The organism is Bacteroides sp. HMSC067B03 (assembly GCF_001811315.1).
In the GTDB taxonomy this organism is placed as follows: domain Bacteria; phylum Bacteroidota; class Bacteroidia; order Bacteroidales; family Bacteroidaceae; genus Bacteroides; species Bacteroides faecis.
Map to the genome: position 1 here is coordinate 47,876 of NZ_KV804458.1, position 20,513 is coordinate 68,388.

Genomic DNA, 20,513 nt, shown 5'->3' on the forward strand with positions numbered 1-20,513 from the left:
TTATAAACAACTTTTGCTACTGCCGGTTTTTCTTCGGGTGTATAAGCGAATATTCCCATTCCATCATGTAGGGTTTTAATTTCCGTCAGCTTTTCCCCGTCTTTCGTATAAATGGCACCTTCAAGAATAACATTACCTTCTTCTCTACTTTCAGCTTTAAATGCCACACGAGAAGAGATGCCTTTCACGAGTGTTCCTCCTTCAGGAAAGAACTGGATAGCAAGTTTATCTGTCACATTTTTCGGTCGCTGTTTCATGGAAGGATTCAGATTATAGGTAGAAATCTTCCGTTCAGGTCTTTCTCCTTGTGCAGACTGATAGATGGGGAATGTACGTGAGAAGTAAGAAGGCTCGCTGAATGCAAGCATCCAGCGAGTGTAAGCTCTGATTTCATAATAGCCGGACATGGTACTTTCATTCAGGATTATCTGTCCATGTCCTTCACCGCTATTCAATTCAATGATTTGGCGTTGGGTGATATGCCCTGTCTGGTCGAGCATCTCTACATAAAGAGGTTTGCTGATGGTGCTTGGCATATTGTTCTCAGCATATACCGTGTAGGCTTTAAACCATATAGTATCTCCTACATAATAACTACTATTATCAAAATGCAAGTATACCTTCTCACGTGGGTATGCGTCAGCAAAAGCAACGGCATTATCGAAGAACTGTTTGAAGATGATGTCGCTGCTAGCGTTCTGTGAACGGAGAAACAAAATGCTATGTAGACTGCAAAATAGAATTAAAAGTATTCGTTTCATTATTGTGATATGTAAGGTTGTTAATCATAGCTAAACTCACTGCAACTAAACATAATATGAATTTCTTTGCTTGTATATTCTTGGTAGATGCCATGTCGCACTGCAGTTTTAAATCCTTCCGAAACATTACCTGCGTATTCAGCTGTTATGAGATATTCTCCAATCTTCCTAAATTTTGGAACAGTAACTTCATATCTTCCGCCTACTAATTGGGGGAAAACTAAATATCCGTCAACAAGCACTCTTACAGAAAAAAATGAGCCACACTTAGGATCATTGATTATGAATTTTAGTGATTCCATATTGTTGAAATCCTGTGAATTATAACCATAAGGGTTATTATAAGTTGGCTGATTGTAATCTTTATAATACCATCCAGTTGCAAGGTTTTTATCGTACCATTTTTCTTTATCATCAATACTCTTATCTGCTTTCCCTGGGAAATCTTTATGCAACAATCTATATCTAAGTTGAACGCTAGTAGGCAAATGTGTAGCATTTAAATCCATAGGATCTTGAAATCCATTGACTTTTACTATTCCAAAATTATAATTTCCCGGACCACTTTCACCTAAATAATGCCAAGGAAATGCAGTAGTACCACTTATTAGCCTATGTTGTACTTGCATATATTGATAATCCATCCAATTAGCTTCTGTAATAGGAGGATAGCAAGTCCAAATAATGGTCATATAATATACGCAAGTATCAGGACCATGTCCAGAAGGAAAATCACGACAGGATACCTGATATTCGTATAGAGCAGGTAGCGCACCTTCTCTATCTTTCCACCAATCCATTCCCTCTTCATATTCTTGTTTAGTGAAGAATGCATTAGTAGCAGACGTTGAGTTGGATATTGTGTTGCCTTTACCAAGCATAGTACTATCTGTTACTACATCTGAACTCATTAAAGCATTACTTTCGTTTAAGGAAGTTTGTTCTATTCCTTTTATTTCAGTGACAGAAATAGTTTGCAGATCATCATTACATGCAACAAATAATGCATAAAATAATAATACTGACAATGAGCCGGAAAAATAATTAATTGTTTTCATAACTACTGGATTTTAAGTAATGTCACTATTTTTAGACTTTAAGGCGTTGTGTAAAATATGTTTTTGTTATTTGCTTGGCTCTCTTTAAAGTATTTAAAATTGTTAGCTTATTCTCTGACCTTTAATATAGATAAAAAAAGTGACGTAAAAAAACAATCCTGTATTATTTATATATGTTTAATATATTCTTGAAGTTTTATACTGATAACTTACTGTTGGATTATATTCTTTTCAATTTTTACATAAGGATGGATAAACATGCAGAATGGAGCTAACCAACGTGTCGGAAAACTCTATTCAATATACTGTAATGTACCATTCTCATATCCCCGTATGCTTGAATCCCTGCACATGAACTTTCATTTCTCCTTCAATCGCTCTTACTGTATCCATATCTATTCCTCATGACATTACTATAATGGGGTGTATCTTTAAAATTGACCATATATATCCTGCCAGTTTCAGATCATAATCTTTGTTTTCCATATTGGATTGCATTTAAGTTATAATATTCAGTTCTCCGGTAATCATTCTGAAATATATTTTGTATTTTTGCTACATATGAATTATTAGAAATATGAAGATTAAAGATAAAATAGTTCAGACTCTTGCAAGTATGACTGCTGAATTGTTAGAAATAGGTCCTGATTTCTATATCATAGGTGCATCTGCTATGATTTTGTCAGATATAGAGATTGGGGAAACTTCAGATATTGATATTTTGACAACTGAAATGAATTCGCTCAAACTACAGTGTTCATTAAAAGCATATATGGAAATTGCTCCGGAAACAAAAGAGGATGGTTTATTTTCTTCTAATTTTGCCAGATTCAATCTTCCTTTAATGGACGTAGAGGTCATGGGGAATCTTCAAATCAAGAAAAACAATGTTTGGCAGTTTGTTTATGTGCAAGAATATAGAGAGATTTTCATCGGGGATTTGATTATCAGAATACCGACAATGGAAGAACAGAAAAGAATTTTATCTCTTTTTGGCAGAGAGAAAGATTTAAAGAGAATTCTAGTGCTAAATCAGTATCTTTCATGAAACAGTTCTTTCATAAATAACAAGAAATATGATTATACCATATAAGAATTATCAAATATTTGCCTATCACAATGGGAGTACAGCGATATTATTAAAGTCAATGGATTGATAATATCTAATTTAATGCGAGGATACATATATGAATGCAGATTTTGTGAACTTAACAACCGAGAACCTTAATGATGAGCATTTATGCTGCATTATTCGTAGTAAAAAGCCTCATGCGGGTATTGACGCTAAGCGGCGATGGCTTTCCGACAGACTCAATGAAGGCCATGTTTTTAGAAAGCTCAATGCAAAGGCTACGGTTTTTATAGAGTATGCTCCTCTTGAGACAGCCTGGGTTCCTGTCATGGGTGATAACTATTATTATCTTTATTGTTTATGGGTTTTAGGGGGATCCAAAGGGAACGGATATGGAAGAGCTCTGATGGAGTATTGCTTGGCAGATGCCAAAGAAAAAGGTAAATCAGGTGTTTGTATGCTCGGATCAAAAAAACAAAAGAACTGGCTTTCCGACCAATCGTTTGCAAAGAAATTTGGTTTTGAAGTTGTTGATACAACCGATAATGGATATGATCTGCTTGCGCTTTCTTTTGATGGAACAATACCAAAGTTTGCGCAAAATGCTAAGAAGATGAAAGTTGAAAGCGAAGAACTGACCATTTATTATGATATGCAATGTCCTTATATCTATCAAAGGATTGAAATGGTAAAACAATATTGTGAAATAAATAACGTTCCTGTATCTTTAATTCAAGTGGATACACTAGAAAAAGCGAAAAACTTACCTTGTGTTTTCAATAACTGGGGTGTTTTTTATAAAGGGAATTTTGAGACAGTGAATTTACTTTTAGATGTCGAACATTTAAAGAGAATACTCAAAAAATAAAAAAGACAGGTGATACGGGAGTAATGCGATAGGATTATTCTCTGCTTTTCATCTCTTTATTTCTTTTGTTTATGAAATAAGAAGCGGGCCAATAACCAGATAATTAAGAGGAAAATTGCGGTAGCTGTGAAGACCGTCATAATATTGTTCTCTTTTGTTATCTTTTTGTTTGTGTTTATTCCGGTTGTGTCTTTGACTGTGAACTTAACTTCTTTTATTTGGTAGGGAGTTCCTCCGAAAGACAGAGATAGCCCGTAACTTTAAGAAGAAAGGGGTATCGGATGATGTGATAGCTGAATGTACAGGGTTGCCGGTTGCTGTGATCACTGAGTTGTGAAATAATGTTTGATACTTTGATAACTTTTAGTCGGATTTTAGTTGGATATATTCATGAGTCGTATAAAAGGTATACTTTATGCAGCGGTTTCCTCTTCCACTTTTGGACTGGCTCCGTTTTTCTCTATCACTTTGTTGCTGATTGGTTTTTCAGCTTTTGAGGTACTTTCTTACCGTTGGGGGATAGCTTCGGTCGTATTAATTATATTCGGATTATTTTCCGGTTGTGACTTTCGATTGAAAAGAAAGGATTTTGCGGTAGTTTTTGCCTTGAGTCTATTGAGGGCGATCACCTCTTTCAGTTTAATCATTGCATATCAGAACATTGCCAGTGGGGTAGCGTCTACGATTCATTTCATGTATCCGCTGGCTGTTGCATTGGTTATGATGTTTGTTTTCCGGGAGAAAAGGTCGGTGTGGGTGATTGTTGCCGTGTTGATGTCCTTGTCCGGAGCATCTGTACTTTCATTGGGAGGAGCAGACGTGAAGGATGGAAATGTGTCGATTGGATTGGTGTCAGCTTGTGTTTCTGTTTTTTCATATGCTGCCTATATTATAGGAGTGCGTAATACAAGAGTTGTGAAGATTAACTCTACGGTGCTTACTTGTTATGTCATGAGTTTGGGAGCACTTTCTTATATAGCAGGAGCTTGTTGCACATCTGGGCTTCGTATGGTGACAGATAGTTATGTCTGGCTGATTATTTTAGGGTTAGCCTTACCGGCTACCGCTATTTCTAATATAACTCTGGTACAGGCAATAAAGAATGCAGGGCCTACTCTCACTTCTATTTTGGGGGCGATGGAGCCGCTGACAGCAGTTGTGATCGGTGTCTTTGTTTTTAATGAACTTTTTACGCTGAATACATTTATCGGAATATTATTGATTCTGGTAGCCGTGAGTATCGTTGTGTATCGTGAAAACCGAAAAGAAAGGGTATAAAAAAATGCCGCATATAGCGGCATTTTATTTGAGTGAGCCTCTTGTCGGATTCGAACCAACGACCCCGAGATTACAAATCACGTGCTCTGGCCAACTGAGCTAAAGAGGCGTTTTCTGTTTTGCGGGTGCAAAGGTATGAATTTATTTTAAAAATGCAAATACGTCGTGTACTTTTTTTATATTTGCAGTCTCACTAATGGTTATAAAGAAGATGAAAAAGAAAATTATGAATGTATGTGGTGTGGTTTTTTTAGCCATAAGCTTATTGGCTTGTTCGGGTCAGAAAAAAGGAGCGGAAGTTACTGAGGGTACTTCTGATACGGTGAAGGTTACGGATGATGTGATGGCAGTGCAGGCCGATAGTACAGGATATATCGTCAGAGTAGGAGAGATGGCTCCTGATTTTACGATAACATTGACAGATGGCAAGCAAGTAACTTTGTCGTCGCTTCGTGGAAAAGTTGTCATGTTACAGTTTACGGCGAGTTGGTGTGGAGTATGCCGCAAGGAGATGCCTTTTATAGAAAAAGACATTTGGCTGAAGCATAAGGATAATGCAGATTTTGCGTTGATAGGTATCGACCGTGATGAACCACTTGATAAAGTACTTGCCTTTGCTAAGTCCACCGGAGTGACTTATCCGCTGGGGCTGGACCCGGGAGCAGATATTTTCGCAAAATATGCGTTGCGCGATGCCGGAATCACACGGAATGTGCTGATAGACCGCGATGGGAAAATTGTCAAACTGACTCGTCTGTATAACGAAGAGGAATTTTCTTCTCTTGTTCAGCAGATCAATGAAATGCTGAAATAAGTGCACGTAGCAGGTCTCTGAACCGTATTTGGAGGCAATTCATATAGTGTCACTATCACGTTGGGATAGTGACGCTATATGGTTCATATGGTTACACTATCCCGATAGGATACCGTCACTATCCTAAATAGAGTTTTTTTTCGACTTGAAATAATACTTTGTTATGCAAGACTCAGTTTTGCCAGATAGTCATAATGCTTTCCTTCCTTAATTAATTCCGCTTTGAATCCATATTCGGAAGCATATAGGCTAAGTGTCTGGAAATCTATGTATAGCCAATCAAATGTATCTCCTTTTATATCCTTGTATTGCATTTGGAAATCAACTTCTCCATAGTAATCTCCTGCCAGATCGATCAGCATGCTGCCGTCCTCTTCTTCGAAAAGATAGCGTAGGTCGCTGGAATCCATCAAAATATACCCTTCGGGGCGGAGTATGCGTTTCATTCGCTGGAAGAAGACGGGCATATTATCCAAGGTTCCTATGATTCCGGAACCATTCATTAGCATCAGAATCGTATCGAATGTTTCAGTGAATGTTTCATCAAACAGATTGATGAGGCGGGAGTCTTTCACTCCACGTTGTTTCATAACCTCGTTGGAGAGTGGAGAGATATCAATGGCGCAAACTTCTTTTCCCATTTCTTGTAGTGCCAGTGCGTGGCAACCACTTCCGGCGCCTACATCCAATATTTTTCCTGTAGCTATTTGCAGTGCGGTACGTTCCAGTACAGGCATCGTTTGAAAGCTCCGGAATAATTCCTTGACGGGAATTTCATCTTCTTCAAACTGAGAAGAGAATACTCGTAAGCGGTCAGCTCTGTGATGATTGAAATAATCGGAGATTGCAGCTCCCATCGGGTCTTTTTCTGCAGGAAGAATTGTTGTTGCCATTTTGAGGGTTTCGTATTGTTTTTAGTTGACAAAGATAAGCAATTCCATAGAAAAGCCTTATCTTTGTAGTCAGAAATGTGAATACTAACAAAATGATATATGAGTATAGAAGATGCAATAATGGGTGGAATCGTCTTTAAAGGTAAGAAAGATAAGCCCCGGGAAGAGGAAAAAGTAAAAACAAAAGCAAAAAAGGCGACGTATATTCGTGGACAGCATGGTTCCGGAGCTGCGAAGATGAAAGCGGATATTAGAAAAAAAAGAGCTAATAGACATAAAAAATAAATGGGAGTAATCGTTTTCATATTATCACTGCTGCTCTTTTTTCGTGGAGGTGGTATGGTGATGTATTCGTTTGTGATTTCTCTCATGATTTGGAGAATAGAGAAAGAATATCCTAAGAAAATATATGGAAAAGTGGTTGATATCAAGGAGGATGTTGATAGAAAAGGAAGGACTCTGATGCGTCCGACTGTAGAATACCTATGGAAAGGGAAAGATAAAACGTGTTGTAAATATATTAATCCTAATATAGATGTGAAAGGTCCTGTTCCGGAAGCGGATATCGTATTTTCTCCGGACAATATACATGTAGGCGATAAAGTGACAATCTGGTATAACCCGGATAATGAAACATCTATGTTTGTTCAGCGCAGAATGAAAGTAACACGATTGCTTATGTCTTCATTGGTTCCCGGATCTTTTTTTATATTATCAGGTATTTTAGGAATGTGTTATTTGTTTAGTAACTGATAACCCTTTATATAAAAATAGCCGGTAGGATCATCATCCTGCCGGCTATTTTTATGAAGTTACTTCTTTTGTGGGAGTATCTCGATCCAATAATCATCCGGGTCATTGATAAAATAAAGCCCCATGGCTGTATTTTCAAAACATACACAATTCATTTCTTTGTGATATTGCCGGAAGGCATCATAATCACCGGCTACGCGAAAGCACAGATGGCTTTCGTTTTCACCCAGTTCGTAGGGTGCGGTATGGTCTTTCAGCCAGGTCAGTTCCAGCAGAAAACCTGTTTCGTTGTCCGTCAGGTAGACCAGGATGAAAGAACCGTCGGAAGCTTCCTTCCGACTATGTTCTTTTAAGCCAAGCGCCTTTTCATAAAAAGCAATGCTTCGCTCCAGATTCGTTACATTGATATTAAAGTGATCAAATCTACTTTTAATTTCCATGATTGCTATCTTGTTATTTTTTCATCAGTAGCTTCACGATTTCTCCGACGTATGTACGGGGTTGTCCCGCTTGCGGAGCCGTTTGTGAAGGCAGTTTCTTACATTCGATAACAGCTGAAGGAGCCGTTTGGTTCGGAGCATATAGTTTCAGCGTATAAGTATCAGCTTTTTCTATAGCTTCGTAAGGCTGATCGGCAGACAGTGTGCAGTAAGCCACAGCTTTACCGTTCTGATAGCCCAGTGCGCCACCTGCATTGGCCGTCATATTGGTCATGTTGAATTCATCCTTGCCGATAGAAATTACCAGTTTGCCATTGCCCATCAGTGCATATACATCACCCGGAATCTGTTTCAGGTCGATTTCTGTATATCCCGGCATATCAGCCGAAGCCTTGCCGACAGGAGTTGCAGGAGTGAGAGTTGCAGCAGGAACAGTGGCTTGAGCCGGTTCTGTTGTGGTCACTTTACCACCTTGCCCGATCACCACCGGACCGGCAGCAGCAACGATTGATGGTTTCTGTGCTTCTTCTTCTTTTTTCTTCTTCTCAGATTTCGGACGAGTGTCGGGAGCACCGAAGGCTACAGCTACATCCATAAAGATATCGTCGGCAAAGTCTACCGTTTTTCTACGCCATTTAGCCAGGCCGCGTACCAGTTTGGTTTTTGACTTGTTCAACGCGTATTCGTCTGTGATCCATTCTTCTGCTTTATATTTTTCTGTTTCGCGATAGGTAAAACGGATTTTCTCCAGTTCTACCAGACAGCTGCCCGGTTTGCAGGTAACGGTAATTTGATAATTAACCCAAGTGCGGTCTAATGATAATGCACTGGAGTAAAATGTGATCCATTCTTCACCTACACCGGCGATTGTTCCTTGTGCTTCATCGCTGAAAACGACGCGGCTGTCCGGATTGTTATTCTCTTTCAGACGTTTGTTCATCCACTTCATTACAGTGTCGTAGATTTGCTTCTGACTCATTCCCGGAATTTGGAATTCCTTGGAAAATACTACTTTACCATCCACTACCGGAACAGCTCCCGCAAGGTATCTGGTATCATCTCTTTTTTCTTTGTGCGAATCAGCTCTCATAGCCATTGGCAGGCATGTGAGAAGCATGGTAAGAAACAGGATTGTTAACTTATTCATAATTATTATTGTGTTTATTTGGTTATTTCAAAACTTTCGCCCCGATGGGTGATGCTGATAAACCGGCATCCTGCATTTTCGGCAAAATCACGGAGGGCATTTCCGCCTTCGTAGTCTTCACTGAAGTGCATGGGTACAAATATAGTAGTTTTTATTTGTTCGATGAACTGTTTTGCACCTTTCATATAATCTTTTCCCATCCTGCGGTCCACTGGGAATAGCGCTAAATCAATCTCAGGCGCTTTTTCTTTTAGATATTTAACTTCTGCCAGGAAGTCTCCGTTGGCTTTTCGTATCTCTGCTTCGGTTGATTCTTCACTCCAGTGCCAGTTGTTCAAGTCTCCTGCATGGAAGATACTCCAATCTTGCAGATGAATAAGGAATGAGCTGCCGACATCAGTCGAACCGAATGCTTCGATGCGGATGGCGTCGTCTTCGTAGATTTCTCCCTTTTTTATATAAATGGCATCTTCGGGCTTTGCCCGGTGACTTTTCAGAATATCTTTGGAGAAAATATACCGGATGTCAGGACGTTCCTCTTTCCAAGTCAATATTTCACGGTTGAAGTGATCGGGATGGAAGTGGGTAGCTAATACATAGAGTTTACCCGGTCTTTGCAGGAGGTAGTCATGTACGATTCCCCGGTTATGTTCAGTTTCCGAAGAGTCTTTGTAATAATCGATGATGACGGTCACGCTTTCTGTTTCAATGGCGAAACCGCTGTGATAAATATAATCCAGTGTCATAGTAGGCTGATTATTTTTACAGTTGCAATATTACGTATTCTAGTTGGAGTTGGCAAGAAAAATCAGTGAAATCAAGGAGAAAGTCGATTGATTTCCCATTTTCCGTCCGTCTTTAGTGTATACAGGAAGCGATCATGTAACCGATTGGGGCGTCCTTGCCAAAATTCCATTCGGGTGGGGGTGACGGCATATCCTCCCCAATTATCAGGCCTTTCCACTTCCTTTCCAATCCATCGGGCAGCTTCTCTGACGAAGGCGCGTATCAGTTGCATCCGGCTCGCTATCGGTTGGCTTTGCGGTGAAATGCGTGCACCGATTCTGCTTTTATAAGGACGTTTTCGGAAGTATTCGTCCGATTCTTCGGAAGGAACTTTCGTGGCGACTCCTTCTATATGTACTTGTCTTTCGAGTTCATGCCAGACAAAGGAAAGGGATATGTATGGATTCTGTGCCAGGTGTTTTCCTTTGCGGCTTTCGTAGTTGGTGTAGAAAATAAACTTTCCGTCATGCAGCCCTTTCAGCAATACGGTGCGGGTAGAGGGTCTGCCTTCGGGAGATACGGTGCCTACGATGACGGCGGTCGGCTCTTCTACATTTGCGTCAATGGCTTCCTGCAGCCAGCGACTGAAAAGCGAAAGCGGGTCGCCGGGAAGTTCGCTTTCCCTCAACCCGCTTTTACTGTATTCTTGCCGGATATCAGCAATATTTGTTTTTACCATATACGTATCAAGCAATATCTAATTCTTATTTTTAAATTTTAAAGAGTTTACATCGGTACTTCTATCAGTAAGATATGTGAGTCCTTCAATGTCTCCAGTTCGAAACTTTTCGTATCATAGACACCCATTCCGTCACGACGTTTCAGTACTTCTCCGTCTACTGCGATTTCTCCTTCAATCAAAAAGATGTATACACCTCCGTAACTCTGATGCATGTGATAGCCGAGTTTCTTTCCGGCTTCTACCTTTCCGATAGAGAACCAGGTATCTTGTAAAAGTGAAGCGGGCGTACTGCCGTCGGGTGATACGATTACTGCCAGTTCGTTGGGACGTTCCAGCTCTTTGATGCTGAAGTCTTTGTAGACGGGGTGCGTGTTCCGTTCTTTCGGCATAATCCAAATTTGCAGGATTTCTACCGGTTCTACAGGACTGGCATTCATTTCGCTATGAAAGATTCCGGTTCCGGCACTCATTGTCTGAATCTCTCCGACAGTGATAATCCGGCTATTCTTTTTGCTGTCACCGTGTTGCAGATGTCCTTTCAATGTGATGGTAATAATTTCCATATTTTTATGCGGATGCGTCTGGAAACCTTCTCCGGGAGCAATCTTATCGTCGTTCAATACGCGAAGGGCACCGAAGTTGATACGGTCAGAATCAAAGTACTCGTCAAAGCTGAAAGTATGATAACTATCCAGCCAGTCATGTTGGGAATGTCCTCTTGTATCTGCTTTATGTATTACTTTCTTCATAATTTTCTCCTTTTCTAATTGTTTATATACTTCTGTAACAAGGGAAGTTACGTAAAAGTTCTATCTCTTCACTTCATTTAGCAGAGGCTTGTGGTTGATGAAGTCTTTGATGTTTTGCAGGGTTGTTACTGCAATATTTCCCATTGCTTCCCGCGTGAAAAAGGCCTGGTGCGAAGTGACAATCACATTATTGAATGAGAGCAGACGTGCAAGTACATCATCATCAATGATGCGGTCGGACTGGTCTTCATAGAAGTATTCGCTTTCTTCTTCGTATACATCCAATCCGGCAGAGCCGATTTTCTTGTTTTTTAAACCTTCGATCAGGGCATTGGTATGGATCAACTGTCCGCGACCGGTATTGATAATCATGACTCCGTCTTTCATTTTACTGATAGAATAGTCATTGATCAGATATTTAGTGGCTTCGGTAAGCGGGCAATGCAAGGAAATGATATCGGAGCTATGGTACAGTTCATCCAGAGAAGTATAGACTATCTGTTCTTCGCGTGCGAAGTTGTAGTCAGGATACAGGTCATAAGCCAGTACGTTCATTCCGAATCCCTTTAATATATGAATCAGTATTTTGGCGATTTTTCCTGTGCCGATGATACCAACTGTCTTACCGTGCATATCAAATCCCATCAGACCATGAAGAGAAAAGTTGCCGTCTTTCGTACGCCACGAAGCACGTGGAATTTTCCGGTTGAGAGAGAGCATGAGGGCTACGGTATATTCGGCCACGGCATAAGGCGAATAGGCAGGAACGCGCACAACGGTGATTCCGGCATTGGCAGCTGCATTCAGGTCTACGTTGTTGAATCCGGCACATCGGAGTGCCAGAAGTTTTACTCCGTTGGCTGCCATAGCGTTGATTACTTCAGCATCGGCTGTATCATTGACAAAAATGCAGACAGCGTCTACACCTTGTGTTAATAACACATTATTCTTATTCAGATGTCCTTTATAATAACGGAATTCAAATCCGAACTCTTTGTTCTTATCATTGAAGGACGCTTCGTCATAGGGCTTTGTCCCGAAAAATGCAATTGTATAGGCCATAATCTTTTTCAGTTTTTATTCTTATTAATAAACGTAAAAGTGAAGTGATTTGTTTATCCTTTGTCTTGTCTTAAATATAGATTGTTTCATTAGAAACAGTTTTAATTTTCAATTAAAATGGAGGGGTAAGCGAAAATAAATGCACAAATATATATTGCGTGTGCAGGAATATTGTATCTTTGCGCCCGAAATAATTTAAAAAAGATTTAGATGAGAAAAATTTCCTTGATTGGATTTGTAATGTTAATCGTTTCAATTCCAACTTTTGCCGGAGGTCTTCTGACAAATACTAATCAACACGTATCTTTCCTTAGAATGTTGGCACGTGGCGCTTCCATTGATATTGACGGTGTTTACTCTAATCCAGCCGGTTTGGCTTTCTTGCCGGGTGACGGTCTTTATCTTTCTTTGAATGGACAAAGCGCCTATCAAACGCGTAATATAAGCACTACATTTCCACTTTTCCCAGAAGAAGGAAACAGACGTTATTATAAGGGTACAGCTTCTGCTCCTTTTATACCTAGTTTCCAAGGTGCATATAAAAAAGGTGACTGGACTATTTCCGGTAGTTTCGCTGTTGTAGGTGGCGGTGGAAAAGCGTCTTTTGATGATGGCTTAGGTATGTTCGATTCAATGATTATGGGAAATATTAGCCAAGCTTCAGGTGGACAAATAACTCCCAGTATGTATTCGATTAATAGCGCAATGGATGGCAGCCAGTTTATTTATGGTGTACAATTGGGTTTGTCATATAAAATAAACGATTGGTTGAGCGTTTTTGCAGGTGGGCGTATGAACTATTTCAGCGGTGGTTATGAAGGATTTCTGACTGCAACTGTAAACAGTAATATACCGAACTTAGGTGGTACTGAATTGGCTGCCATCGAACTAGACTGTGATCAGACAGGTTGGGGAATCACTCCTATTCTAGGTGCTGACGTGAAACTTGGTAAATGGAATATTGGTTTGAAGTATGAGTTTCTGACAAATTTGAATCTCGAAAATAAGACTAGGAAGGCGGAAGTACGTGCTAGTGGAGTTGCAATGCCGGATGACGAACTTAATCCATTAGCTAGTTTTAAAGACGGTGTAAACACTCCAAGTGATATTCCTGCATTGCTGACTGCTGCTGTTGGTTATGAAATCCTTCCTACTCTTCGTGCATCTGTTGAATATCACCATTTCTTTGATAAAGCTGCTGGTATGGCAGGTGGTAAAGAGAAAGCTTTGAAGCATGGTACACATGAATTTTTGCTAGGTGCAGAATGGGATGTAACAAAACAACTGACTCTTAGTGGCGGTTTCCAACGTACTGATTATGGCTTGGCTGATGATTTCCAAAGTGATATTAGCTTCTCGTGTGATTCTTATTCACTTGGTTTCGGTGCCGCAATCAAGATGACAAAGCATTTGACGATGAATGTTGCTTATTTTTGGACAAACTATAGTGACTATGATAAAATAACCGCAACTGGATCAACTACATATAGTCGTACAAATAAAGTGTTCGGCTTGGGCGTTGACTACAAATTCTGATCTTAAAATCCGTTACGATTTTATATAAAAAGAAGCCGTCTCAAACATTGTTTTGAGGCGGCTTCTCATATTATATATTATATTAGGTTAGAAAGAATATTGTACCAGCATATTCAATCGGTTTGCATGACGGGTGGAAGAACTGAAGTCTGTGCGCCAGCCTCTCAAATATTCAACGCCCACTTGCATATTACTAGTTACATTCCAAAAGGCATTTGCAACAAAGTACTGACCTTTCCGATAAGCTTCTGGGTTAGTACTCGGATAGTTGTTTTCAGAGTAAAGTCTGGACAGGCTATATGTTCCGGATACAAAGACATTCGGGCAAATATTATACTGTAAGCCCGCATACCATCCCAGCATCGGGAGGACCTGCATCTTTCCTTCATTGTCTGGGTCGGGAACAATGTCTACATTCAGATTACTTAAATCATTCAGGTAAGAACCGATTCCCTTTCCATAATTAAGCTGTCCGAACACTTGCCACTTCTTGGTGACATTAAATGTAGTAGAGGCTTGCAGACCAAATCCTGTAGTAGAAAATGCCTTATCGTGTACATTGCTTGAATAAGTCATGCTGCGTACGATTGCTCCCAGTTTAATATGACTGTTACTATTCCAGTTATATTGTGCAGAAGCTGCAAAATCCGGCATTCGCTGAGTGCTGATAGATACATCACTATTTGTGGTACCATCTACTGAAGGCATTTCCATAGCAACGCCGAATTTCCAGTTCTTCAGTTTATCGCACATGTAACTCAGCTGGGTAGTACGATAGAAGGCGGAACCATTGGGGCCGGCGAAGTCGATAGTAGCCGGCAGAGCCGAAAGGTCCATGAATGAACCATAGCTGTATCCGATGGTGAAACCTAAAAATTGTGCATACGCATTCTGTAGTTCAAAAGTCTTCCCGTCGCCACGGAAGTTACCGGCGGTATAAACTACAAAGTCTCCCAGATGTTTAGTTCGGCCTACCAATTTAAGGAATAGGGTAGAAGTGGTGATGTCCATCTGAAATTGATTCTTGGCAAAATTGCCACTACCACGTTGTGGAATCAATGCCGGATAGAAATCTACATCATCTACAATACCACCGAAGTCATATTCTGCCGTAGCACGTACATAGCCTCCGATACCCAGGGCGAATTTCCCTTTCTGGTCAGTCAGCAAGAAGCGGGGAGCATTCGGATCATGGAAACGCATTTGCGAACGGTCGTTCATAATCCGGATGATTTCATCACCGGCTTTGTCCCGTGAGACAAACATGATGGAATTGGGTTCCTCATCTTCGATGACTACTTTCTTTTGTGCATGGGCACAAACGGGGAAAATTCCAATCCCCAGTAGCATAGCTACCATTTTAAAGCTTGTTTTCATTATCAGTTAAGTTTTAGGTGAATGCCCAATGAACAACTAAAAAAAGAAATGGTTGAGAGGGGCTAAGGAAAAATTGCCAAACTTATCGGAAGAATTGCTATTTATAATCGTTCTAAAAAAGCAGATCTTTGTACCGTACTAATTAGATAAATAAAATACGAGAATGGAAAAAGTAGATTTTACTCAAGGAATATTGGCGATGGAGCCAGACCTGCATCGTTTCGCATATAAGTTGACTTCAGACCGTGAATCAGCCAACGATTTAGTCCAGGATTGTGTATTGCAGGCATTAGACAATCATGAGAAGTTTACGCATGCCAAGAATCTGAAAGGATGGATGTTTACCATCATGCGCAATATCTTTGTCAACAACTACCGTCGCACTGTTCGTGAGATGAATCTTATTGATGATACCTACTCTATCAATCAGCAGAGTATGATAGAAGATGAAGATGGCGACCGTTTTGAGTTTGCTTATGATATGAAGCAGTTGTATCGAGTGATACATTCCATCCCCGAAGATATGAAAGTTCCTTTCCAGATGTTTGTCGCTGGATTTAAATACAGGGAAATTGCCGAAAAATTAGGATTGCCGATGGGGACGGTAAAGAGCCGTTTGTTCTTTATCCGTAAGCGTCTGAAAGAAGAACTGAAAGACTTCTCCTGATGCACTTTCTAATTGAGTGATGTGTTTTAAGGTCAAAGTAGAGCCTTCCTGTCAAACTACGACGAATGACAGGAAGGCTTGTTTTTTTGAAATATTCTTCCGAAATATTTGGTTTATAAAATAAACCTATTTATGTTTGCATCGAGTAAGAGAGATGCGCAGCTCCTTACTTTTTTTAATCCATATATGGTTTATAAAATAAACTAATTAAATTGTATCAACTAATTGATCGGGAGGAAGAAAAAGATGAAACGCTTGTTACTCATTGCTTTAGGGATTGTTTGTTACCACGTTGTTACTTTTGCACAAGAAGTAAAAGTAGAAGTTCGGGGTATTCGTAGCGCAAAAGGTGCCATTATGGTCATGGCTCAACAGGATTCGGAATCAAAGCCGGTATATGCGATGGCAACTGCTGTTAAAGATACAGTGACTGTTGTTTTGAAAGATGTGCCGTGGGAAAAGTTTTTGATCTCTCTTTTCCATGATGAGAACGGAAACTGGGAACTCGATAAGAATGAGCAGGGGATACCGGTAGAAGGATATGCCAGAGAAAAATGCAAGAAAGAGCCGGAAGCTTCGGCCACCGTTAAGGTGAAAATGTATTATCCGGTAAATGACTGACAGCATGAGACGCCTGATATTTTCGATACTGACCGGCTTTGCCGGAATTGCTGCTTGGGGACAGACTCCAGTGGCTGCTCATCCGACGGCTGCCAATGATACTTTGACAGAAGATTCCACTTATGCGTTGCAGGAAGTAGTAGTACGTACAAGTCCCGTGAAGCGGAAGGCGGACCGCTTTATCCTGTCCGTTCCTCCTGCACAGAACAAAGACGGAGTGGAACTCCTTCAGCAAGCACCCGGAGTATGGTTGTCCGACGAGCGGATTTCCATTAATGGTTCTTCCGGCACGAAGGTGTATGTAGATAATCGGGAGATAAAACTTACCGGAGAAATGCTGATAGGCTATCTCCGTTCTTTGAAGTCGGACGATATTGCCCGTGTTGAAGTGCTTCCGATGGCGGGAGCCGATAAGGATGCCGATGCTCAGGGAGGTGCTATACATATTATAATGAGACGTCATACAGATAAAGGATTTCAGGGAAATCTTTCAATGAATGCTTCTTTTGCTTCTTCCTTGCAATCTTATCAGCCTAGTGGAAGCTTGAATTATCACAGTGGGAAGTGGGATACGTATGGATTTGCTTCCGGCACGTTGATTCCGCAGAATAAAGGAGATTTATACGTTACTCGTGATTATGCAGCGGGAGACAAAGGTTTTTCCAGTCTGACCCGTATGAAGCAGCCTTCCCGTTACGGGACGATTCGGATGGGAACAGTCTATACGATGGATTCTTCCAATAGTTTGGGAGTAGAACTGGAGTATGTTCGTCGCGGATATATCTGGCCGTCTCAGAGTTACTCTACTCTGTCTGTCGGACCGCTGGGGATGGAAAGTCAGGGTGTGTATCGTCAGAAAGAGACTTATAATATGTATACGGCTACTGCCAACTACATACATAAACTGGATAAGGACGGTTCTGTGCTGAAACTTGTCACCGATTATATTTCTAAGGATCTGCATGGCAGAAATCAATATCAGATTTTTCAGGAGATAGGTACTTTAAATAAAGATACCGTTTATCGCTCCCGCTCTAATGCCACTTATCAGATTGCGACTGCCGATCTGTCGTGGAAACAACAACTGCATAAGAAATCGTTTTTTCAGGTAGGAATGAAATATACCTATACGGGAATGAAGGATGATGCCTGTTACGAAGGGCTGGAACCTGACGAAAGTTGGAAACCCAATGCTGCTTATGGATATGAGCTCGATTACCATGAGAATATCGGTGCTTTGTACGGCACTTATTCTTTGGATATGAAAAGAGGAGCTGTCCATATTGGGCTTCGGGGAGAATATACGCAGACCTCCAATGAAACGGAACGTCAGACGAGAAGATACTGGGACTGGTTTCCGCATATCGACGGAAGTTTCTATTTTGATGAAATCCATAAGTGGATGCTTATTGGGCAATATGGGCGATATATAGAGCGTCCGACTTTCTCGGCTCTCAATCCGAACCGGATTCAGACTTCCGAATACAGTTATCTGGTCGGTAACCCGATGTTGCGCCCTACCTATATTAATAAGTTTAGTATCACACTGGTCTATAACTTCCGGTATACGTTGACTATTGGCGGTAATTTACATCATGACCTGATTCGTCAGTTTGGTAAAGAAGATGCGGAAAATTCGGATATATCGTACGTTATCAACGAGAATCACAATCGTGAGAACCATTGGTTCGTAGCTGTTACTGCTCCCTGGCAGCCGCTCAACTGGCTGAATCTGAATGCCAGCTTTATTGGAGTAAGACAAGATATCCGCATGTATCGGGAGGGCGATTACTTTGGGCACTTCCTTTATTTTGCCAATGCCAATGCTACAGTCCTTTTACCGTCGGACTATTCGTTGGAAGCACAATATAACGGAGTTAGCCGGTTGTATTCCGGCAATAGCGGGATCGATCCTCGTCATACATTCAACCTGCATCTGCGCAAGAAATGGAAAGACGGGCGTTGCGTAGCCACTTTGGGAGTAGACAATATCTTCAACCGGTATAATTCTTATTTCAGCAATGTACCGAGTTATTCATCGCAGAACCGTTTTGAGCTGGCTTCGAGCGGAAGGCTGATGAAACTCACATTCACCTGGAATTTCAATCATGGAAAGAAATCGGGTGCAGTGACTGTAGAAAAGAAATCGGCAAGCGAAAGAAGCCGTATCGAAGGAAAATAAACAGGTATTTTTGGTTTATTACGTAAACAATATTATTTTTGAAACAAAATTGATAGAACATGGAAGACAAGAGAATTTCCGAGAAAGAGAGTTTGGAACTGATTGCCCGTATGATTCGGGAGACACAGGACAATGCAGCCCGTTATGCAGCCTATCCGTTGTTGATATGGGGGTATACTACTGTTATCGTATCGCTTGTGGTATGGTATTTTTATTTGCAGACGGGAATGTGGCAGATCAATTATCTCTGGTTTGCTTTGCCTGCCATTGCCGGACCGCTGACAATCTTCTTTAATAGGAAGGACAAGAATAAAGGAGCGAAGAATTATATAGACCGGGTGACCGCCCAGATATGGACTGTGTTTGGAGTAGTGGGTTTCTGCCTGTCCTGCATGGCATTTGTTGTCCGTATTGATATCCTGTTTGTCGTTTCCTTACTGATGGGGATGGGAGCTACTCTCACTGGTTTGGTATGTAAGTACAAGCCACTTAGCATAGCAGGAATCATTGGTATCGCCCTTTCTTTTTCCATGCTTTTTATTCATGGAAGCGGAGTATATCTGGTGTTTGCCGCTATCTTTATAGTGATGATGATAATCCCGGGGCATATAATGAATAAACAGATGAAGAAACAATGTTTAAAGAACTGAATCCAATATTGCACTCACAGCTTCGTCTAGCTATTATGTCTATTCTTCTCACGGTTGAGGAGGCGGAATTTGTCTATCTGAAAGAGAAAACCCAGTCGACAGCCGGTAACTTGAGTGTACAGTTGGATAAGCTAAGCGAAGCGGGGTATATCGAAGTCGAGAAAAGTTTTGTGGGCAAAAGGCCGCGAACCGCTTGCCGGATTACTAAGGACGGGCGGAAAGCGATGGAGGAGTATGTGGAGACGCTGAAAGAGTATCTTTCGGGGCTATAAAAGATAGTAAGCCTATACTTTAGCTACGTTTCTTTTTGCCTTTTCACTTTTTTCCTCTACCTTTGCACCCCGAAAGAATAAAAAAAGACGTATGATGCCGTGAATAGCGGTCGTGTATTCTAGAACACCACGTAAAAAACAGGAGTTATGAAAGAAAAAGTATCAGTACCTTTTATGTTGCTGGGCATTCTTTTTAATGTATGCCTCATTGCAGCCAATCTTCTCGAGACGAAAGTCATCCAGATCGGTAGTTTGACCGTGACAGCCGGATTATTGGTTTTTCCTATTTCCTATATTATCAACGATTGTATCGCCGAAGTCTGGGGATTCAAGAAAGCGCGCCTTATTATATGGAGCGGTTTTGCCATGAACTTCTTTGTGGTAGGACTTGGTTTGATAGCCGTTGCGATACCTGCCGCTCCTTTTTGGGAAGGTGAAGAGCATTTCGATTTTGTATTCGGCATGGCTCCCCGCATCGTGGCAGCCAGTTTGATGGCTTTCCTTGTCGGTTCATTCCTCAATGCATATGTGATGAGCAAGATGAAGATAGCCAGTCAGGGCCGGAACTTTTCTGCCCGCGCTATTTTGTCGACGCTTGTCGGCGAGACTGCTGATTCACTGATCTTCTTCCCGGTAGCTTTCGGAGGCATCATTGCCTGGAAAGAACTATTAATCATGATGGGACTTCAGATAGTTCTGAAATCTATGTACGAAGTTATCATTCTTCCGGTGACGATCCGTGTGGTAAAAGTCATCAAGAAGATAGACGGCAGCGATGTATATGATACCGACATTTCTTATAACGTGCTGAAAGTAAAAGATATCTAATATAACAACTTCTTCAA

General features: G+C 40.9%; 22 protein-coding genes, 1 tRNA gene and 1 pseudogene. 13 read left to right on the plus strand and 11 right to left on the minus strand.

Features of this window, described 5'->3' with window-relative positions; all coding sequences use genetic code 11:
- A pseudogene (locus HMPREF2794_RS22960) lies at positions 1–761 on the minus strand (hypothetical protein); the annotation flags it as partial.
- 20 nt (positions 762–781) lie between these two features.
- Positions 782–1,819, minus strand: a complete 1,038-nt coding sequence (locus tag HMPREF2794_RS22965; protein WP_055270854.1) for a hypothetical protein — start codon at positions 1,817–1,819, stop codon at positions 782–784.
- A 577-nt stretch (positions 1,820–2,396) separates the two neighbouring features.
- On the opposite strand from HMPREF2794_RS22965, the gene HMPREF2794_RS22970 reads away from it, so the two are divergent.
- The 3 genes from HMPREF2794_RS22970 to HMPREF2794_RS22980 all read left to right on the plus strand — a co-directional run bounded on the left by HMPREF2794_RS22970 (position 2,397) and on the right by HMPREF2794_RS22980 (position 5,037).
- Entirely contained in the window at positions 2,397–2,867 is a 471-nt protein-coding gene (locus HMPREF2794_RS22970; RefSeq protein WP_010538843.1) for a hypothetical protein, read from the plus strand.
- Between the two features lie 139 nt (positions 2,868–3,006).
- Positions 3,007–3,759, plus strand: coding sequence for a GNAT family N-acetyltransferase (locus HMPREF2794_RS22975; protein WP_010538842.1), 753 nt, complete (start codon positions 3,007–3,009; stop codon positions 3,757–3,759).
- Between the two features lie 390 nt (positions 3,760–4,149).
- Positions 4,150–5,037: a DMT family transporter gene (locus tag HMPREF2794_RS22980; protein ID WP_055270852.1), complete on the plus strand. Its 888-nt coding sequence runs from the start codon at positions 4,150–4,152 to the stop codon at positions 5,035–5,037.
- 35 nt (positions 5,038–5,072) lie between these two features.
- On the opposite strand, the gene HMPREF2794_RS22985 is transcribed toward HMPREF2794_RS22980, so the two are convergent.
- Positions 5,073–5,146, minus strand: a tRNA-Thr gene (locus HMPREF2794_RS22985).
- Positions 5,147–5,248: 102 nt separating this feature from the next.
- Here HMPREF2794_RS22985 and HMPREF2794_RS22990 point away from each other — a divergent pair.
- Positions 5,249–5,851: a TlpA family protein disulfide reductase gene (locus HMPREF2794_RS22990; RefSeq protein WP_055270850.1), complete on the plus strand. Its 603-nt coding sequence runs from the start codon at positions 5,249–5,251 to the stop codon at positions 5,849–5,851.
- Positions 5,852–6,012: 161 nt separating this feature from the next.
- Here HMPREF2794_RS22990 and HMPREF2794_RS22995 read toward each other — a convergent pair whose 3' ends face one another.
- A complete protein-coding gene (locus HMPREF2794_RS22995) occupies positions 6,013–6,744 on the minus strand; it encodes a class I SAM-dependent methyltransferase (RefSeq protein WP_010538839.1) in 732 nt (243 codons plus the stop codon).
- 99 nt (positions 6,745–6,843) lie between these two features.
- Here HMPREF2794_RS22995 and HMPREF2794_RS23000 point away from each other — a divergent pair, with 99 nt between their 5' ends.
- Together HMPREF2794_RS23000 and HMPREF2794_RS23005 are read left to right on the plus strand one after the other, a co-directional pair.
- Entirely contained in the window at positions 6,844–7,029 is a 186-nt protein-coding gene (locus tag HMPREF2794_RS23000) for a hypothetical protein (RefSeq protein ID WP_010538838.1), read from the plus strand.
- On the plus strand, positions 7,030–7,497 hold the full coding sequence (locus HMPREF2794_RS23005; protein ID WP_010538837.1) for a DUF3592 domain-containing protein: 468 nt from the start codon (positions 7,030–7,032) through the stop codon (positions 7,495–7,497).
- Positions 7,498–7,556: 59 nt separating this feature from the next.
- Here HMPREF2794_RS23005 and HMPREF2794_RS23010 read toward each other — a convergent pair whose 3' ends face one another.
- The 6 genes from HMPREF2794_RS23010 to HMPREF2794_RS23035 all read right to left on the minus strand — a co-directional run bounded on the left by HMPREF2794_RS23010 (position 7,557) and on the right by HMPREF2794_RS23035 (position 12,363).
- Positions 7,557–7,937: a VOC family protein gene (locus tag HMPREF2794_RS23010; RefSeq protein ID WP_070752816.1), complete on the minus strand. Its 381-nt coding sequence runs from the start codon at positions 7,935–7,937 to the stop codon at positions 7,557–7,559.
- 13 nt (positions 7,938–7,950) lie between these two features.
- Positions 7,951–9,084, minus strand: a complete 1,134-nt coding sequence (locus HMPREF2794_RS23015; protein WP_010538835.1) for a DUF4468 domain-containing protein — start codon at positions 9,082–9,084, stop codon at positions 7,951–7,953.
- Positions 9,085–9,098: 14 nt separating this feature from the next.
- Complete coding sequence (locus HMPREF2794_RS23020; protein WP_070752818.1) at positions 9,099–9,830, minus strand: MBL fold metallo-hydrolase; 732 nt, start codon at positions 9,828–9,830, stop codon at positions 9,099–9,101.
- Positions 9,831–9,901: 71 nt separating this feature from the next.
- Complete coding sequence (gene pdxH / locus HMPREF2794_RS23025; protein ID WP_029425638.1) at positions 9,902–10,549, minus strand: pyridoxamine 5'-phosphate oxidase; 648 nt, start codon at positions 10,547–10,549, stop codon at positions 9,902–9,904.
- Between the two features lie 47 nt (positions 10,550–10,596).
- Entirely contained in the window at positions 10,597–11,301 is a 705-nt protein-coding gene (locus HMPREF2794_RS23030; RefSeq protein WP_070752820.1) for a pirin family protein, read from the minus strand.
- A gap of 60 nt (positions 11,302–11,361) precedes the next feature.
- The gene (locus tag HMPREF2794_RS23035; RefSeq protein WP_010538831.1) at positions 11,362–12,363 is read right to left on the minus strand and encodes a 2-hydroxyacid dehydrogenase; all 1,002 of its coding nucleotides are present in this window, start codon (positions 12,361–12,363) and stop codon (positions 11,362–11,364) included.
- 210 nt (positions 12,364–12,573) lie between these two features.
- Between HMPREF2794_RS23035 and HMPREF2794_RS23040 the strand changes: the two genes are divergently transcribed.
- The gene (locus HMPREF2794_RS23040; RefSeq protein ID WP_055270840.1) at positions 12,574–13,899 is read left to right on the plus strand and encodes an OmpP1/FadL family transporter; all 1,326 of its coding nucleotides are present in this window, start codon (positions 12,574–12,576) and stop codon (positions 13,897–13,899) included.
- Positions 13,900–13,986: 87 nt separating this feature from the next.
- Here the strand turns inward: HMPREF2794_RS23040 and HMPREF2794_RS23045 are convergent, their stop codons facing one another.
- The gene (locus tag HMPREF2794_RS23045) at positions 13,987–15,276 is read right to left on the minus strand and encodes a DcaP family trimeric outer membrane transporter (protein WP_070752822.1); all 1,290 of its coding nucleotides are present in this window, start codon (positions 15,274–15,276) and stop codon (positions 13,987–13,989) included.
- Between the two features lie 163 nt (positions 15,277–15,439).
- Here HMPREF2794_RS23045 and HMPREF2794_RS23050 point away from each other — a divergent pair, with 163 nt between their 5' ends.
- From HMPREF2794_RS23050 to HMPREF2794_RS23075, 6 genes are all read left to right on the plus strand, one after another.
- Positions 15,440–15,943 carry an RNA polymerase sigma factor gene (locus tag HMPREF2794_RS23050; RefSeq protein ID WP_022301923.1) on the plus strand — a complete coding sequence of 168 codons (504 nt, stop codon included), beginning with the start codon at positions 15,440–15,442 and terminating at the stop codon, positions 15,941–15,943.
- A gap of 246 nt (positions 15,944–16,189) precedes the next feature.
- Positions 16,190–16,564 carry a DUF2141 domain-containing protein gene (locus HMPREF2794_RS23055; protein ID WP_055270838.1) on the plus strand — a complete coding sequence of 125 codons (375 nt, stop codon included), beginning with the start codon at positions 16,190–16,192 and terminating at the stop codon, positions 16,562–16,564.
- 4 nt (positions 16,565–16,568) lie between these two features.
- A complete protein-coding gene (locus HMPREF2794_RS23060) occupies positions 16,569–18,746 on the plus strand; it encodes an outer membrane beta-barrel protein (protein ID WP_070752845.1) in 2,178 nt (725 codons plus the stop codon).
- Positions 18,747–18,805: 59 nt separating this feature from the next.
- Positions 18,806–19,396 carry a hypothetical protein gene (locus HMPREF2794_RS23065; RefSeq protein WP_010538825.1) on the plus strand — a complete coding sequence of 197 codons (591 nt, stop codon included), beginning with the start codon at positions 18,806–18,808 and terminating at the stop codon, positions 19,394–19,396.
- A complete protein-coding gene (locus HMPREF2794_RS23070; protein WP_010538824.1) occupies positions 19,381–19,668 on the plus strand; it encodes a winged helix-turn-helix domain-containing protein in 288 nt (95 codons plus the stop codon). The genes HMPREF2794_RS23065 and HMPREF2794_RS23070 overlap by 16 nt, the downstream gene beginning before the upstream one ends.
- Before the next feature lie 147 nt (positions 19,669–19,815).
- The gene (locus HMPREF2794_RS23075) at positions 19,816–20,496 is read left to right on the plus strand and encodes a queuosine precursor transporter (RefSeq protein WP_010538823.1); all 681 of its coding nucleotides are present in this window, start codon (positions 19,816–19,818) and stop codon (positions 20,494–20,496) included.
- Positions 20,497–20,513 lie beyond the last annotated feature (17 nt).

What these genes read in the sequence shown, in the direction of transcription:
- HMPREF2794_RS23030 (WP_070752820.1), bottom strand. Translation starts at nt 11,301, where the DNA reads ATGAAGAAAGTAATACATAAAGCAGATACAAGAGGACATTCCCAACAT.
- HMPREF2794_RS23015 (WP_010538835.1), bottom strand. Translation starts at nt 9,084, where the DNA reads ATGAATAAGTTAACAATCCTGTTTCTTACCATGCTTCTCACATGCCTG.
- HMPREF2794_RS22965 (WP_055270854.1), bottom strand. Translation starts at nt 1,819, where the DNA reads ATGAAAACAATTAATTATTTTTCCGGCTCATTGTCAGTATTATTATTT.
- HMPREF2794_RS22975 (WP_010538842.1), top strand. Translation starts at nt 3,007, where the DNA reads ATGAATGCAGATTTTGTGAACTTAACAACCGAGAACCTTAATGATGAG.
- HMPREF2794_RS22990 (WP_055270850.1), top strand. Translation starts at nt 5,249, where the DNA reads ATGAAAAAGAAAATTATGAATGTATGTGGTGTGGTTTTTTTAGCCATA.
- HMPREF2794_RS23055 (WP_055270838.1), top strand. Translation starts at nt 16,190, where the DNA reads ATGAAACGCTTGTTACTCATTGCTTTAGGGATTGTTTGTTACCACGTT.
- HMPREF2794_RS22970 (WP_010538843.1), top strand. Translation starts at nt 2,397, where the DNA reads ATGAAGATTAAAGATAAAATAGTTCAGACTCTTGCAAGTATGACTGCT.
- HMPREF2794_RS22980 (WP_055270852.1), top strand. Translation starts at nt 4,150, where the DNA reads ATGAGTCGTATAAAAGGTATACTTTATGCAGCGGTTTCCTCTTCCACT.
- HMPREF2794_RS23065 (WP_010538825.1), top strand. Translation starts at nt 18,806, where the DNA reads ATGGAAGACAAGAGAATTTCCGAGAAAGAGAGTTTGGAACTGATTGCC.
- HMPREF2794_RS23070 (WP_010538824.1), top strand. Translation starts at nt 19,381, where the DNA reads ATGTTTAAAGAACTGAATCCAATATTGCACTCACAGCTTCGTCTAGCT.
- HMPREF2794_RS23020 (WP_070752818.1), bottom strand. Translation starts at nt 9,830, where the DNA reads ATGACACTGGATTATATTTATCACAGCGGTTTCGCCATTGAAACAGAA.
- HMPREF2794_RS23010 (WP_070752816.1), bottom strand. Translation starts at nt 7,937, where the DNA reads ATGGAAATTAAAAGTAGATTTGATCACTTTAATATCAATGTAACGAAT.
- HMPREF2794_RS23050 (WP_022301923.1), top strand. Translation starts at nt 15,440, where the DNA reads ATGGAAAAAGTAGATTTTACTCAAGGAATATTGGCGATGGAGCCAGAC.
- HMPREF2794_RS23060 (WP_070752845.1), top strand. Translation starts at nt 16,569, where the DNA reads ATGAGACGCCTGATATTTTCGATACTGACCGGCTTTGCCGGAATTGCT.
- HMPREF2794_RS23040 (WP_055270840.1), top strand. Translation starts at nt 12,574, where the DNA reads ATGAGAAAAATTTCCTTGATTGGATTTGTAATGTTAATCGTTTCAATT.
- HMPREF2794_RS23035 (WP_010538831.1), bottom strand. Translation starts at nt 12,363, where the DNA reads ATGGCCTATACAATTGCATTTTTCGGGACAAAGCCCTATGACGAAGCG.
- HMPREF2794_RS23000 (WP_010538838.1), top strand. Translation starts at nt 6,844, where the DNA reads ATGAGTATAGAAGATGCAATAATGGGTGGAATCGTCTTTAAAGGTAAG.
- HMPREF2794_RS23005 (WP_010538837.1), top strand. Translation starts at nt 7,030, where the DNA reads ATGGGAGTAATCGTTTTCATATTATCACTGCTGCTCTTTTTTCGTGGA.
- HMPREF2794_RS23075 (WP_010538823.1), top strand. Translation starts at nt 19,816, where the DNA reads ATGAAAGAAAAAGTATCAGTACCTTTTATGTTGCTGGGCATTCTTTTT.
- HMPREF2794_RS23045 (WP_070752822.1), bottom strand. Translation starts at nt 15,276, where the DNA reads ATGAAAACAAGCTTTAAAATGGTAGCTATGCTACTGGGGATTGGAATT.
- pdxH (WP_029425638.1), bottom strand. Translation starts at nt 10,549, where the DNA reads ATGGTAAAAACAAATATTGCTGATATCCGGCAAGAATACAGTAAAAGC.
- HMPREF2794_RS22995 (WP_010538839.1), bottom strand. Translation starts at nt 6,744, where the DNA reads ATGGCAACAACAATTCTTCCTGCAGAAAAAGACCCGATGGGAGCTGCA.